The following is a 15181-nucleotide window of genomic DNA, read 5'->3' as shown; positions in this document are numbered from 1 at the left end:
TTTTTTCTCTAGCATGCTATACTGAATAGAGAGGTGATGGACCAGTGGATTTGAAATTATCCGTTTATGAAATCATGTTGCGCTTATTTTTAGCCATGGTCATGGGTGGCGCCATTGGGATAGAGCGTGAATATAAGAATCGTCCGGCTGGCATTCGGACCCATATTTTGGTGTGTATGGGCGCGACTATTATGGCATTGATCCAAGTTGAGATCGCCGATCAGGCGTTGCGCTATGCGGCGGCTAAACCTGAGTTTGTTGGAGTAGTTCGAGCAGATGAGGCCCGTTTGATCGCTCAAGTGGTCAGCGGCATCGGTTTTCTAGGTGCGGGTACGATCATGGTCAGTAATCGCTCGGTCAAGGGGTTGACGACGGCCGCTTCGATCTGGGCCGGTGCTGGCTTAGGGATTGCTATCGGCATGGGTTATTATACAATCGCCATTTGTAGTTTTGTCGGCATTATACTGGCACTGACTGTGGTGAAGCGTGTGATCAAGATCAACGCGATTAAAAAAATCGAGATTCGGTACATTCATCGTGAAGCCACCAAAGAATTTATTATGAATTATTTCGAAAGTAAAAATATTGAAGTTGAAGATGTCGATTTCGACGTGGATTTCATGGATGATTATCGAATTTACACCAATGTTTATACGATTGATTTGCCGCGGGGGATGAATTATACCGATGTGATTGAAGATTTATCGATGTATAAAAATATAACGAAGCTCCGGATGATTAATGTCTAAAAAAAGAGAAGCTCCTAATTAGGAGTTTCTCTTTTTCGTTTACTCTAATCCAATTAAATAGTCATCGTCATTCATCGCCTCGACTTGACCAAGTAAATAGCCATTACCAACTTGTGAAAAGAAATCATGGTTGCTAGTTCCAGTTGAAATCCCGTTCATCACAATTGGATTGACATCATCAGCGGTGTCAGGGAATAGTGGGTCCATTCCAAGGTTCATCAAGGCTTTATTGGCGTTGTAGCGCAAGAACGTTTTGACTTCTTCCGTCCAGCCGATTTCATCATATAGCTCTTCGGTATAATGCTCTTCGTTTTCGTACAATTCATACAATAAATCATACATCCATTCTTTCAGACGTTCTTGTTCTGCTTCTGGTTGTTCATTGAAGCCACGTTGGAATTTGTAGCCGATATACGTTCCATGAACCGATTCATCACGAATGATTAATTTAATGATCTCCGCCACATTAGCCAGTTTATTGTTCCCTAAATAATACAGTGGCGTATAAAAACCAGAGTAGAATAGGAATGTCTCAAGAAACACGCTAGCGATCTTCTTTTCTAAAGGTGTGCCATTTTTATAAATCTCATTGATCCGTTCTGCTTTTTTTTGTAAATACGGATTTGTATTCGTCCATTCAAAAATGTCATCGATTTCAGACTTCGTGTTCAAAGTACTAAAGATTGACGAGTAACTTTTGGCGTGGACCGACTCCATAAATTGGATATTGTTCAAGACAGCTTCTTCATGAGGTGTCCGAACATCTTCGCGCAACTGATCCATTCCGCTTTCTGATTGTACAGTATCTAGTAGCGTTAGTCCGCCGAAAACATGACCAACCACGGTATGTTCCAAGGGCGATAATTTGCGCCAATCATCTAAGTCGTTAGATAACGGAATACGGGTATCCAGCCAAAACTGCTCCGTCAATTTTTCCCACGTCGATTTATCGATGACGTCTTCGATTTCATTCCAGTTAATGGCTTCATAATACGTTTCTGCCATGAAGATTCCTCCTAAGATAAATATATACTCACGCATAGCATTCCCTCTCGGACCAACGTACGAGAGGGAGTAGTTTTTTTTAGATCACGCAGCTTTCACATTGGTTCGAACCGATTTCTTCTGCATCATCCGTAAAGGTCCGGACATAGTAAATTGATTTGCAGCCTTTATAAAAGGCGTAGTTGCGTAAGATGTTCAGATCACGAGTCGTTTGTTTTGTTTCGGTTTTCCATTCGTACAAGCCTTCAGGAATTTCTGAACGCATAAATAGGGTTAAGCTCATGCCTTGATCAATGTGTTGTTGTGCCGTAGCGTAGACATCGATAACTTTCCGCATATCCATATCATAAGCAGAGGTATAATAAGGCAAAGTTTCATTATTCAAGTAAGGTGCTGGATAATAAATTTTCCCAATTTTCTTTTCTTGCCGTTCTTCAATCAAGCGAGTGATTGGATGTAAGCTAGCACTCGTATCGTTAATATAAGAGATCGATCCATTTGGTGCAACAGCTAAACGGTTTTGGTGATACAAGCCGTCTTTTTGAACAGCTGCTTTCAAATTTGCCCAATCTTCAGCAGAAGGGACGAAGATCTCTTTGAAGATTTCTTTGACCTTGTCCGTTTTTGGTGCAAATTCGCCGGTCATGTATTTATCAAAATAAGAACCGTTGGCATAATCAGATTTTTCAAAGTTATGGAAGGTCGTCTTGCGTTCTTTCGCCATCGCGTTACTTTCCATTAGGGTCCAGTAATTTAACAAGGTAAAATAAACATTGGTGAAGTCGATCGATTCTTCAGAACCATATTCCATCAAATGTTTGGCGAAGAAGCTGTGTAATCCCATTGCGCCGAGACCGATGGTATGATTTAAGTGGTTACCGTTTTGAATCGAAGGTACTACTTCAATATCAGATTCATCGGTAACAAAAGTTAATGCTCGAGTCATCGTTCGAACTGATTGCCCAAAGTCAGGGCTCTCCATTAAGTTGACGATATTGGTAGAGCCCAGATTACAAGAAATATCCGTTCCTAATACATCATACTCTTGACGGCCATTAATGATAGACGGTGTTTGAACTTGTAAAATTTCGGAACAAAGGTTACTCATAACGATTTTTCCATCGATTGGGTTGGCACGATTGGCGGTATCGATATTGATAATATAAGGATAACCAGATTCTTGCTGTAATTTAGACAGTTCATTTTCTAAATCACGTGCACGAATTTTTTTCTTGCGAATATTCGGGTTTGCTACTAAATTATCGTACTCTTTAGTGATGTCTACGTAAGAAAAAGGTACGCCGTATTCACGCTCAACGCCATATGGGCTGAATAAATACATATCTTCATTGTTGCGAGCTAATTCATAAAATTTATCTGGGACAGTTACACCAAGAGAGAGCGTCTTTACACGGATTTTTTCGTCGGCATTTTCTTTTTTCGCTGATAAAAACATGTCAATATCAGGATGGAAGACATCTAAATAGACGACACCCGCACCTTGACGTTGCCCAAGTTGGTTAGAATAAGAGAAGCTGTCTTCAAATAATTTCATGACCGGTACAACACCACTGGCTGCACCATCGTACCCTTTAATCGGTGCGCCAGCTTCCCGTAAATTAGAAAGATTGATTCCAACCCCGCCGCCAATCCGAGACAGTTGAAGGGCTGAGTTAATCGAACGGCCGATGCTGTTCATATCATCGGTAACTTGGATCAAGAAACAAGAGACTAATTCACCACGGCGTTTGCGTCCGGCATTTAAAAAGGATGGGGTAGCTGGTTGGTAACGTTGGTGGATCATTTCGTCGGCTAAAGATAAGGCTAATTTTTCATCGCCATCCGCAAAATATAGCGCATTGAAAGCCACGCGATCTTCATAGCTTTCTAAATATTCAGTACCGTCATTACTTTTCAGGGCATACTGAGAATAAAACTTATACGCCGCCATAAAAGATTTGAAGGTAAAATTCTGCTCCGCTAAATAAGCATATAACTTTTCAATAAAAGCAGAGGTGTATTTTGCGATAAAGGCTTCTTCAAGAAAATCTTCTTCTATTAAATAGTCGATTTTTTCTTGCACGGAAGCAAATTTATGTGTATTTGGTTCAACATTCTCTTTAAAAAAGGCTGCCAAGGCATCTTTGTCTTTATTTAGTGGAATCTGTCCATTGACTGGACGATTGATTTCGTTGTTTAGCTTGAAGTAAGATACTTCACCGAGGTCTTTTAAACTCATTTCATCACATCTTTCTATTTTATCTTTTTGCTCTTCGTATTTTTTTTCGTAAACCAGTTTTTTTAGTCTGGGTCTTTGGCGAATTTCAATTTAGACACTCATCTTTCAAAAAACGTAAAAAAAGACTCTAATTGGTATAACGTCGATCTTTCCCCAACGCACACCAAAGCGTGGTGTGAAACTGGCAACAAACTGGAGGTATTCGCTGTCGTTTTTTTCATATATATAAAAGAAGAAAACTTTGCAATCGTGGGACCGCAAAGTTTCGAGTTAGGCTAATGCTTTCAATTGATCTGGACGGAAACCGATGATGGCTTGCTGTCCGCCGAAAATAACTGGGACACTTTGGAAACCCTGATCTTTCAAGAAAACGAGCGCTTCGGGTTCATTGTCGATATTGACTTCTTCAAATGAAATTTGTTTCTCAGTTAAATAACGTTTTGTCATCTTGCACTGCATGCAATTATTTTTAGAATAGACTTTTACCATAAGACGACCTCCCTTTGTTTCTACAATTACTAGTATAAAAGATGTGGGCTAAAAGTCAACGGTTAAACACCATATATTGTGTCGTTGAAATATCGGTATACTACTTTTTGTGTTTTTTGCAAAAACATTGAAAGCAGACTGTTTCAAAGAAAAACACCGTTGTATAATTAAAAAAAATATTCAACGATGTTTTTTTTCGAGGGAAAAATTTTTTTAATAACTAATAAATAATTTTAAAATCAAATAAATCAGTGATTGTCAAACAAACTGCTCGCCAAACGAGAAAATCTTCGACCAATGATTGACTTTGGTGCCAAATGAAGCTATTCTTAGTGAGAAAGATTCTCATTATTGATTAGAGTTAGGTGGAGGGTATATGACGACTTTAGCAGATGTTTCGTTGAACCAAGTAGTTCAAATTGATGAAATGGCATTGGATAATGATTTAAAGCGACGTATGCAAGATCTTGGCATGATTGTGGGTTCGAAGGTTGCGGTTGTAAATCATTCTGGCGATAACGGGATTATTCTACTACACAATACCCGCTTAGCCTTATCCCAATCCTTATTAAAGAAAATACTTGTGAAAGAATTAACGGAAGCGCAACAATCGTGGATCTCACTTGACCAGTTGAAGATTGGAGAACAGGGAACTGTTGTGAATGTTCATGGTAGTGGCGCGATTAAACGGCGCTTAATGGATATGGGGTTAACGAAAGGAACGAAAATCAAAGTTGTAAAATTAGCCCCGTTAGGCGATCCGATGGAACTACGAATCCGAGGATATGAATTAAGTTTACGGAAAAATGAATCAGAGATGATTGTAGTCGCGAAGGAGGCGGAGTAGATGGCAAATGTCCATATTGCATTGGCGGGGAATCCTAACAGCGGGAAGACCAGCACCTTTAACGTCTTAACCGGAACGAATCAATTTGTTGGCAATTGGCCGGGGGTAACGGTAGAACGCAAAGAAGGAATCTACAAAAAGAATTCCGATGTTACTATTGATGATCTGCCAGGTATTTATTCATTGTCCCCTTATTCACCAGAGGAAGTAGTAGCTAGGGACTATTTACTATCGGGTACGCCAAATGCCATCATTAATATTATTGACGGGACCAACCTTGAACGCAATCTTTATTTGACGACGCAATTGATCGAGACTGGTATTCCAGTTGTTGTAGCAGTCAACATGATGGACATCATAAAAAAAAGCGGTAAGCAAATCAATTTAGAAAAACTTTCTTATGCTTTAGGTGTCCCCGTGGTAGGAATCAGCGCCTTAAAAAATTGGGGCATCGATAAAGCTGTTAATGAGGCGCTACATCTAATCAAGAAAGGCGTTGAAGAAATTAATTTCCCTCACTATGATAAGAAGCTGGAAGCAGCACTTAGCGAGATTGAAGAAGTTTTAGGCAGTACCGTGTTGGAAAAATACAGTCGCTGGTATAGTCTGAAATTATTTGAGCGGGACGAACGGGCGCAAAAAGAATTAGAGTTAAGTTCAATCCAGCAGAAGGACTTAGCGGAGATTACTAAGATCACGGAAAAAATCTTCGGCGAGGATGCTGAAAGCTTAGTCATCAACGAACGTTATAATTTTATTACCAATTTAAAAGCGTTATGCGTAGTGGACGAGGATCAATTCAAATTATCTCTTTCAGATAAAATCGACCGAATCGTAACGAATCGTTTCCTAGCGTTGCCTATTTTTATGCTAGTGATGTGGCTGATTTATTACATTGCAATTCAGACGGTTGGCGCAATGGGAACGGATTGGGTGAATGACAATCTCTTTGGTGATATTGTACCTAATTTTGTCAGCGTTACCTTGCAGTCATGGCATGTGGCTGGTTGGATGCAAAGCTTGATCTTAGATGGGATCATTGCCGGTGTTGGTGCCGTATTAGGCTTCTTGCCACAATTGATGGTGCTGTTCCTTTGTCTGGCATTATTGGAAGACTGTGGCTATATGGCCCGGATTGCTTTTGTAATGGACCGGCTCTTTCGTAAGTTTGGACTGTCAGGTAAATCTTTTATCCCGATGCTGATTGCCACTGGTTGTGGCGTACCGGGCGTGATGGCGAGTCGAACGATCGAGAATGAAAAGGATCGGCGAATGACGGCAATGTTGACGACCTTTATGCCGTGTTCAGCGAAGTTGCCGATCATTGCACTAGTGGCGGGGGCCTTTTTCCCAAATAGCAGTTGGGTAGCACCGTCGGCTTACTTTGTTGGTATGGGAGCGATTGTTTTATCAGGGATTGCTTTGAAGAAAACCAAACTTTTTGCTGGCGATCCGTCTCCCTTTATAATGGAGTTGCCGCTGTATCATATGCCTAGAATCGGCAATACGATCCGTTATACGTATGATCACAGTAAAGCTTTTGTTAAACGGGCTGGGACGATCATCTTTGTTTCTAGTATCGTAATCTGGTTTATTTCCAGCTATAATTTTTCCTTGCAATCAGTCAATGAAAATGACAGCATTTTAGCAGCTTTAGGTGGGTTGATCGCACCGATTTTTGCACCGTTAGGTTGGGGTGATTGGCGGGGAGCAGTTGCTGCGATCACTGGTTTAGTCGCCAAGGAAAATGTTATCGGAACCTTTGGGATTTTATATCGCCATGCCGAAGTAGCGGAAGACGGAGTAGAAATTTGGAAGTCCTTGCAAGCGGCCTATACACCTGTCGCTGGCTATTCCTTCTTAGTCTTTAATTTATTGTGTGCACCATGTTTTGCCGCGATGGGTGCAATTCACCGTGAAATGGGCGATATCAAATGGACTTGGCGGGCGATCGGCTACCAATGTGGCTTAGCCTATGTGGTTAGCTTTATTATTTACCAAATCGGTCATGTAGCTTTTGAAGGCGGAACACTTGGCGTTGGCTTTATTCTTGCGATCGGTTTGATTGTCGCAATGCTGTACTTCATCTTGAGAAAACCAGTGAAGCAAACACCGACAATTACGATTGAAGAAATCAAAGAGGTGAAAGAATGGCAACTATAATTTTAAGCGTCTTGATCTTTGGTGGGGCCGGAGTGGTTATCTATCGCAGGATCAAAAATGGCAGCTCTTGTGAAGATTGCGAATGCGGCTGTCCAGTCAAAGAAGAGCAGAATAAATAATAAAATTAAACACCGACTTTTAAAGCAGACTGCTTTAGAGTCGGTGTTTTTGCGTCTTCAAAAAAAGTTCAACATAATTGTTGACAATAGTTCGGCACCGAACTATAATAGCAAACGGAATGAAGTTAGGTACCGAACTTTAAATAGAAATAGATGAAGGAGCGCTTGATGATGAGTGATTTTACTAAAGATTTGATGCGACAATTACGTTTTATTAGTTCAGCGAGTAATGCGTTCATGAGTAAACGACAAAAATTAAATGGGCAGCAACGTGTCCTAGCCGTTTTGGCAAAAGAAGACGGATTAATTCAAAGCCAATTAGCTGAGATTTTAGATATTCGACCTAGTTCATTGGCGGAATTGATGAAAAAAATGGAAAAAAGTGGCGATGTTCTGCGTAAAGAAGAAAAACAGGACAAGCGCATCAAACGTGTTTTTTTAACAGAACAAGGTCGGCAAAAGGCCCAGAAATATAGCCGTGTTAGTGAAGACATGAGTGAAGCATTTTTTGCCGGTTTAACAGAAGAAGAACAGGAAAATTTCAGTGCCTACATGCAAAAGATTTCAGCCGGCTGGCAAGAAGAATTTCAAAAGCAAGCGGGACGCTTTGTTGATCCTATGGATCGTTTGCGACAGATGCAGGCAATGCGTGAACAATTTTCGGAAAATTGGCAAGAAGACTGGCGAAATCTCTCGCGGGAAGAACAGCACCGAATGCGTAATCAAATGAAGCGAGAAATGCGCAAGGCTTCTCGTGATTTTTCAAGGGACTTCAAGCATGATTTTCGTCAGGATTTTTGGGGTGGGTATGATTTTTCCGAAAGACCGGATGAAAACCGAACAACAAAAGAGACTGAATGGGAAGATTTTTAGCAAAAAAATTTGCTAAAAAAGGAGGAATCGCACATGGATCGTGGAGTGGACATGGCAGAGGAAAGACTTGCGGCTAAAAGTAACTATAAATTAAAGGATTTCGTCCGGTTGATCACGAGTGTTAATCCAAAGAAAGCGTTGTTTATGTTTGGCTTATTTTTAAGCTTGCTGACTAGTGGTGCCAGCTTGATCGTACCGCAATTAACTAAAGGCTTGATTGATACGAGTAAATTGGCCCAGATCGATAAGAAGATGTTGATCGTGTTAGTTTTAGCTTTCGTAGCGCAATTAGCTTTTGGAGCAATCGGTAGCTTCTTATTGCGTTTTGTAGGAGAAAGCGCGGTTAAAACACTGCGGGAAAAACTATGGGGTCATTTGCTGCAAATGCCAGTTGGTTATTTTGATGACCATAAATCAGGGGAGAGCAGCTCACGGTTAGTCAATGATACGACTGTCATCAAAGATTTGGTGGCAACCCAATTTCCTAACTTTATAACTGGGGCAATCCAGCTAGTCGGCTCCATGGTGATTTTATTCGTGATGGACTGGAAAATGGCGTCACTGATGTTTTTGGCGGTGCCTGTGATGGCTCTGATTATGATGCCGATCGGCCGGGTGATGTCCCGTTTAGGTCGTCAATTACAAGCTGCAACGGCAGACTTCAATGCGGAAGCTAGTGAAAAATTATCGGAGATTCGTTTGATTAAAGCCAGTAATGGTGAAACTTTTGAAAAAGAAAGCGGCGGGTCCTTTATTAACAAAATTTTCAGCTTAGGGATCAAGGATGCTAAAGTCGAAGCGTTGCTGCAACCGATTATTACGACGGTTATGTTAGGTTTATTCGTAGGGATTTTAGGGTATGGTGCAGTTCGCGTTCAAGCTGGTACCTTGACGAGTGGTGAGTTAGTCGCTTTCCTTTTATATCTCTTTAACATCATGATGCCGGCGGCTAGTTTTGCCATGTTCTTCTCTCAAGTCCAAAAGGCAATGGGTGCAACCGAACGGATCGAACAAATTCTCAAGACGGATTTAGAACCAATCGAACTGGGCAAACGGATCGATGTCACTGGACAAACGATCAAGGCAGAAAATTTATCCTTCCAATATACCGAAGATCATCCCATTTTGAAAAATGTTTCTTTTGAAGCGAAACCTAATACAGTGATCGCTTTTGCTGGACCAAGCGGCGGTGGGAAATCGACTATTTTTGCCTTGCTAGAACGTTTCTACAATCCGGTCAATGGCACGATCAAGATTGGTGCTGAAACCATCGACGATATCAGTCTAACGAATTGGCGTTCACAAATCGGTTATGTTTCTCAAGATAGTGCGGTCTTTGCCGGAAGTATTCGTGAAAACTTGCAGTATGGATTAGACCGCACCTTAACAGAAGCCGAATTGTGGCATGGGTTGGAATTAGCCTACGCCGATCAATTTGTTCGTGATTTTCCAGATCAATTGGAAACAGAGCTAGGTGAACGAGGTGTGAAACTTTCTGGTGGTCAAAAGCAACGGATCGCCATCGCTCGTGCCTTCTTGCGAGATCCTAAGATTTTAATGTTGGATGAAGCGACAGCCAGCTTGGATTCCCAATCAGAAGAAAAGGTCCAACGGGCATTGGATCAATTGATGGAAGGACGGACGACGTTGGTGATCGCTCACCGGTTATCCACCATCGTGGATGCCGATCATATTTATTTCATTGAAAAAGGGGAAGTGACCGGACATGGCTCCCATAGTGAATTAATCGCAACGCATCCGCTTTATGCCCAATATGTGCAAGAACAAGTGTTAAATTAAAAAAACTCTTCGAAATTTTTTTCGAAGAGTTTTTTGCTGTTTTAGAAAAAGATTCAATGAGCTTGTGTTGGCTTTAATAAGTTAGCATCTTCTTTTCGTAGGCCGTGATCTCGTCTTCATAGCCTAAAGTGATACTGATATCATCCAAGCCTTCCACCAGCTTTTCTTTCCAAGTCGTGTCGATTGAAAAACCATAGCAGGCGTCTGGGGTGCGGACTTCTTGTTTTGGCAGATCAATCGTGATGCTTTGATCTGCTGGTAATTGACTTAGCGTATCTCGCACGGATTGGGACAATTGAATCGGCAGCAGGCCATTTTTTAAAGCGTTCATGTAAAAAATATCGCTGTAGCTGCCGGCGATCACTGCTTTGAAGCCGTAGTCTTGGATCGCCCAAGCTGCATGTTCTCGGGAAGAGCCGGAACCAAAGTTTTCGCCAGAGATCAAAATCGTGGCTTCCTTGCGCTCTGGTGCATTTAGAATAAACGCAGGATTCTCTGAACGATCCTCTAAGTAACGCCACTCATCAAAAAGATGTTTGCCAAAGCCGGCTTTATCGACTTGCTTCAGGAAACTTTTAGGAATGATTTGATCGGTATCAATATTGTCGTTCATCAACGAGACGTTCTTTCCGGTATAGACGGTAAATTTTTCCATTAGATAACCTCCTTACGACTATCGACAAACTTTCCGTTAATGGCGGCAAGGGCGGCCATTGCGGGGCTGCACAGATGTGTAAGGGCATCTTTTCCTTGGCGTCCTTGAAAGTTTCGATTAGAAGTAGAGGCACAATGAACGCCTGCTGGGACGCGGTCCGGATTCATTCCGAGACACATCGAACAACCCGGCTCACGCCACTCAAAGCCCGCCGCTTTAAAGATTTTATCCAAGCCGATTTTTTCTGCCGCTTTACGAACAGGTCGCGAACCGGGAACCACGATCGCGGTGACTTGGTCATTGACTTTTTTCTCGGCAACGATTTTAGCCGCTTCTTGCAAATCTGAAAGCCGACCGTTGGTACAAGAACCAATAAAGACATAGCCAATCGGAATATCCGCCGGGGTTTGTCCGGGTTTCAAATCCATATAATCGTAGGCTTGTTGAATATCTGGCGAGGTGATCGCGGGAAAGGTTCCGTTAAAAGGCACGCCCATTTCGGGATTAGTACCCCAAGTAACGAAAGGAACCAGCTCATCGACTTCTAGCGTCAACACTTTATCGTATTGTGCGTCTTCGTCTGTGTATAATTGTTTCCAATCTTCAATCGCAGCAGTCATATTTTTAGGCGCATACTGGCGATCTTCGACGTATTCAAAGGTTTTTTCATCAGGAGCGATCAAGCCAATCTTGGCGCCTCCTTCGATCGCCATATTACAAATCGTCATGCGTTCTTCCATCGAGAGCCTTTCAATGGTCTCACCGCAAAATTCAGCAGCATAACCAACCCCAAAATTAGTTCCGTATTTAGCAATCAAAGCTAAAATAATATCTTTGGCATAGACACCTTTTGATAATTTACCTGTAATTTTGATGCCCATATTTTTTGGTTTATTTTGCCAAAGGGTTTGAGTCGCAAAAACGTGTTCTACTTCGCTGGTCCCAATCCCAAAGGCTAAGGCACCGAACGCGCCATGAGTGGCTGTATGGGAATCACCGCAAACAATGGTTTTTCCTGGTTGGGTCAAACCGGTTTCCGGTCCCACCATGTGGACGATGCCTTGTCGCTGGCTGCCATTATCGCAAAGCTGAACGTCGAATTCGTTACAATTCGCTCGTAACGTATCGATCTGCTTTTTCGCGATAAGATCCGTAAAGTTGAAAATATCGGCTGTCGGGATGTTATGATCCATTGTCGCGAAGGTTCTTTCGGGATGACGCAAGCTTCGGCCCGCTTCACGAATACCGGCAAAAGCTTGCGGGGAAGTAACTTCGTGAATCAAATGTAAGTCAATATAAAGCAGTTGTGGTGCACCTGCTTCGCCATAAACAACGTGTCGCTGCCAAAGCTTATCAAATAATGTCTGTCTCATTGTTTGTACTCCTTATCGGCTTTTTTTGTGCTATCTGATTAGCCAGTTCTATTTTTTCGCTAGTTCCTTAACCACAGCGTCGGTAAATTCTGTTGTGGAGGCTTGTCCTCCAAGATCACTAGTAAATACTCCTTGTTTTAAGACGGTATCGCAAGCAACTTCGATTGTGGCTGCCGCAGTTTCTTCTTGGAAAGACTGTCGCAGCATCATAGCTACCGATAAAATCATTGAGATCGGGTTGGCAATTCCTTTGCCGGCGATATCAGGGGCAGAGCCATGGATGGGCTCGTAAAGTGACGAACCATCAGAGCTGTGACTGGCACTTGGCAAGACGCCAAGCGAGCCAGGTAAGACCGAGGCTTCATCACTTAAAATATCCCCAAAAAGATTTTCTGTAACAACCACATCGAAGGCTTTGGGATTTTGAATCAATTTCATCGCGGCGGAGTCTACGTATTGATGCTCTAATTGGCAATCAGGATAGTCCTTTGCGACTTCCTCGGCGGTTGCTCGCCACAGTTTACTGGAGGCCAAAACGTTTGCTTTATCGACGGAGGTGACCTTTTTGCTGCGGCCCTGAGCGATCGTAAAAGCAGCATGTAAAATCCGCTTGATTTCTGCTTTTTGGTATCGAGCAGTATCAACGGCCATCGTTTCACCTAGTTCACGTGGTTCGCCAAAATAAATGCCACTGCTTAATTCACGAACGATAACCAAATCGGTGCCTTCAATAATTTCTGGCTTTAAAGGTGAGAGATGTAGCAAAGCAGAAGAAACAGAGATCGGCCGAATATTAGCAAATAAGTTCAAGGTTTTACGTAAAGCCAATAGACCTTTTTCTGGAGTATCAGTCATTTTTTCCCACTTCGGTCCACCGATCGCGCCAAGCAGGATCGCATTGGCTGTTTGACAAGCAGCAAGCGTTGCTTCAGGCAAGGAGGTACCCGCTTCATCGATTCCGGCACCGCCAAAAGGCTGTTTTTCGATGGTAAATTTGTGAGAACATTGTGCCTCAATCGCAGCTAAGACCTTTAACCCGCTGTCCATGATTTCTGGTCCAATCCCGTCACCGGCTAAAACAACAATTTTATTATTCATAAATGCATCTCCTTATTCGATTATCGCTTGGATTAAATGATTACTGGCTTGTACATAAGCTTTAGCTGAGGCATGAAGTACATCGAAATCGACGCCGATTCCCCGGACTTCCCGATTGTTCTTTTCATCAAACAGTGTGACCCGAACTTCAGCCTGTGCATCTTCACCACCAGTTAATGCTTGAATTTCGTATTCTGTTAGCTGAGGTTCTTGCTGGAACAGATCATCAATGGCGTTGTAGATCGCTTGAATACTTCCTGAGCCGATTCGTGAAGCCACTTTGATGTCGTTCTCCTCACTTGAGATAGAAACGATTGCTCCTTGATAACCGTTGGAGTTGTACTGAACTTGGACGTCAGCCAGCTTCCATTTTTCAATTTCTTCTCGATATTGGTCGGCTAATAGTGCAACTAGATCTTTATCCGTGATTTGTTTTTTCTTATCAGCTAAATTTTTGAATCGTTTAAAGGCTTCTTTGCGATCTGTCTCGTCCATTTGATACCCAAGTTCTTCAAGCTTCGTAGTAAAAGCATGACGGCCGGACAATTTTCCAAGGGGGAGGGAATTTTGGCTGACACCAACTAAAGTCGGAGTGATGATTTCATACGTTTCGGGATTTTTTAACACACCATCTTGATGAATACCTGATTCGTGAGCATAGGCATTTTCGCCAATGATCGCCTTATTTTTGGGGACAGGAATGCCTGAAAGGCGAGAAACTAATTCGCTGGTCTGTTTGGTTTCATTTAAAACGATCCCTGCGTCACATTGATAAAAATCTTTGCGAATAAATAATGCTAAGGCGACTTCTTCTAAAGCTGTATTGCCGGCCCGCTCACCAATCCCATTGATCGCACCCTCGACTCGATTGGCACCATTTTCAATCGCCGCTAATGCATTGGCGGTAGCCATGCCTAGATCGTCATGGCAATGAGAAGAAAAACTGATCTCCATCTCGCTTTGAATATTTTCGATTAGATAACGAAAGATCTCGCCGTATTCTGTGGGGTTCGAATAGCCTACTGTGTCCGGCACATTAATAATCGTCGCGCCAGCGTCAATCGCCGTTTGGACCGCTTCTAATAGGAAGCCTTTTTCCGTTCGCGAAGCATCTTCCGGTGAAAACTGAACTTTTTTAAATAAACTCCGGGCATAGCTAACATGCTCTTTGATAGAAGCGAGGACTTCAGCTTTAGTCATTTTCAATTTGTATTGCATATGGATGTCACTTGTAGCTAGAAAGACATGGATTTGCGGATCAGCTGCTTCTTTCAGTGCGTCATAGGCACGATCAATATCTTTTTTCTGGCAACGGGCCAAACCGGTGACAGTCATTTTTTTTATTCGACGTGCAATATGTTGGACCGCTTCAAAGTCTCCCGGTGAGGCGACAGGGAATCCGGCTTCGATGACATCTACGCCCCATTTTTCTAATTGTAGAGCAATTTGAATTTTTTCTTTGACATTAAAATTAACCCCTGGTGTTTGTTCGCCATCCCTTAATGTAGTGTCGAAAAATTGGATCTTTCTCATCTTTTTTCCTCCTTAGTCAAAAGCGGGTATAAAAAAAGCACTCCATCGAAGAAGAACCTCTTTCTTCTTCGATGCAATGCTAATAGGGACTCTCTGAAAGAATTTTCAAGAAAGAGTCCCAGCTATAATAATAAAGTTGCGTTGAAAGCTATTTTTGTATTCGTCATTGCAACCACCCGTTTATTGTCAGAATTTTTTATAAAATTTGTTGTTAATATCGTATAAGAAAACAAAAAGA

General features: G+C 42.2%; 13 protein-coding genes. 6 read left to right on the top strand and 7 right to left on the bottom strand.

Features of this window, described 5'->3' with window-relative positions:
- Positions 1-74: 74 nt before the first annotated feature.
- The gene (locus FFM67_RS00770; protein WP_174784448.1) at positions 75-749 is read left to right on the top strand and encodes an MgtC/SapB family protein; all 675 of its coding nucleotides are present in this window, start codon (positions 75-77) and stop codon (positions 747-749) included.
- A 39-nt stretch (positions 750-788) separates the two neighbouring features.
- Here FFM67_RS00770 and nrdF read toward each other — a convergent pair whose 3' ends face one another.
- The 3 genes from nrdF to nrdH all read right to left on the bottom strand — a co-directional run bounded on the left by nrdF (position 789) and on the right by nrdH (position 4482).
- Complete coding sequence (nrdF, locus tag FFM67_RS00765) at positions 789-1754, bottom strand: class 1b ribonucleoside-diphosphate reductase subunit beta (RefSeq protein ID WP_137612771.1); 966 nt, start codon at positions 1752-1754, stop codon at positions 789-791.
- Between the two features lie 79 nt (positions 1755-1833).
- Entirely contained in the window at positions 1834-3993 is a 2160-nt protein-coding gene (gene nrdE, locus FFM67_RS00760) for a class 1b ribonucleoside-diphosphate reductase subunit alpha (protein WP_137612770.1), read from the bottom strand.
- A gap of 270 nt (positions 3994-4263) precedes the next feature.
- Positions 4264-4482 carry a glutaredoxin-like protein NrdH gene (gene nrdH, locus FFM67_RS00755; protein WP_137612769.1) on the bottom strand — a complete coding sequence of 73 codons (219 nt, stop codon included), beginning with the start codon at positions 4480-4482 and terminating at the stop codon, positions 4264-4266.
- A gap of 376 nt (positions 4483-4858) precedes the next feature.
- On the opposite strand from nrdH, the gene FFM67_RS00750 reads away from it, so the two are divergent.
- From FFM67_RS00750 to FFM67_RS00730, 5 genes are all read left to right on the top strand, one after another.
- Positions 4859-5329: a FeoA family protein gene (locus FFM67_RS00750; protein WP_137612768.1), complete on the top strand. Its 471-nt coding sequence runs from the start codon at positions 4859-4861 to the stop codon at positions 5327-5329.
- Positions 5330-7492 (top strand): ferrous iron transport protein B, encoded by a 2163-nt coding sequence (feoB, locus tag FFM67_RS00745; protein WP_137612767.1) that lies wholly within the window; start codon positions 5330-5332, stop codon positions 7490-7492.
- Complete coding sequence (locus FFM67_RS00740; RefSeq protein WP_137612766.1) at positions 7480-7611, top strand: FeoB-associated Cys-rich membrane protein; 132 nt, start codon at positions 7480-7482, stop codon at positions 7609-7611. The genes feoB and FFM67_RS00740 overlap by 13 nt, the downstream gene beginning before the upstream one ends.
- 171 nt (positions 7612-7782) lie before the next feature.
- Positions 7783-8484, top strand: a complete 702-nt coding sequence (locus FFM67_RS00735; protein WP_137612765.1) for a MarR family winged helix-turn-helix transcriptional regulator — start codon at positions 7783-7785, stop codon at positions 8482-8484.
- Positions 8485-8517: 33 nt separating this feature from the next.
- The gene (locus tag FFM67_RS00730; RefSeq protein ID WP_137612764.1) at positions 8518-10284 is read left to right on the top strand and encodes an ABC transporter ATP-binding protein; all 1767 of its coding nucleotides are present in this window, start codon (positions 8518-8520) and stop codon (positions 10282-10284) included.
- Positions 10285-10357: 73 nt separating this feature from the next.
- Here the strand turns inward: FFM67_RS00730 and leuD are convergent, their stop codons facing one another.
- Genes leuD through FFM67_RS00710 form a run of 4 tightly spaced genes read right to left on the bottom strand, consistent with a single transcriptional unit; the run spans position 10358 to position 14943 of the window.
- The gene (gene leuD, locus FFM67_RS00725) at positions 10358-10939 is read right to left on the bottom strand and encodes a 3-isopropylmalate dehydratase small subunit (protein WP_137612763.1); all 582 of its coding nucleotides are present in this window, start codon (positions 10937-10939) and stop codon (positions 10358-10360) included.
- Entirely contained in the window at positions 10939-12312 is a 1374-nt protein-coding gene (gene leuC, locus FFM67_RS00720; protein WP_137612762.1) for a 3-isopropylmalate dehydratase large subunit, read from the bottom strand. Before leuC ends, leuD begins: the two co-directional genes overlap by 1 nt.
- Before the next feature lie 48 nt (positions 12313-12360).
- Positions 12361-13410 (bottom strand): 3-isopropylmalate dehydrogenase, encoded by a 1050-nt coding sequence (gene leuB, locus FFM67_RS00715; protein WP_137612761.1) that lies wholly within the window; start codon positions 13408-13410, stop codon positions 12361-12363.
- A gap of 12 nt (positions 13411-13422) precedes the next feature.
- Positions 13423-14943 carry a 2-isopropylmalate synthase gene (locus FFM67_RS00710; RefSeq protein ID WP_137612760.1) on the bottom strand — a complete coding sequence of 507 codons (1521 nt, stop codon included), beginning with the start codon at positions 14941-14943 and terminating at the stop codon, positions 13423-13425.
- Positions 14944-15181: the final 238 nt, after the last annotated feature.

The organism is Enterococcus viikkiensis (assembly GCF_005405345.1).
Taxonomy (GTDB): Bacteria; Bacillota; Bacilli; order Lactobacillales; family Enterococcaceae; genus Enterococcus_A; species Enterococcus_A viikkiensis.
Note: the sequence above shows the minus strand (reverse complement) of the source record. Positions and strands in the feature narration are given on the sequence as shown.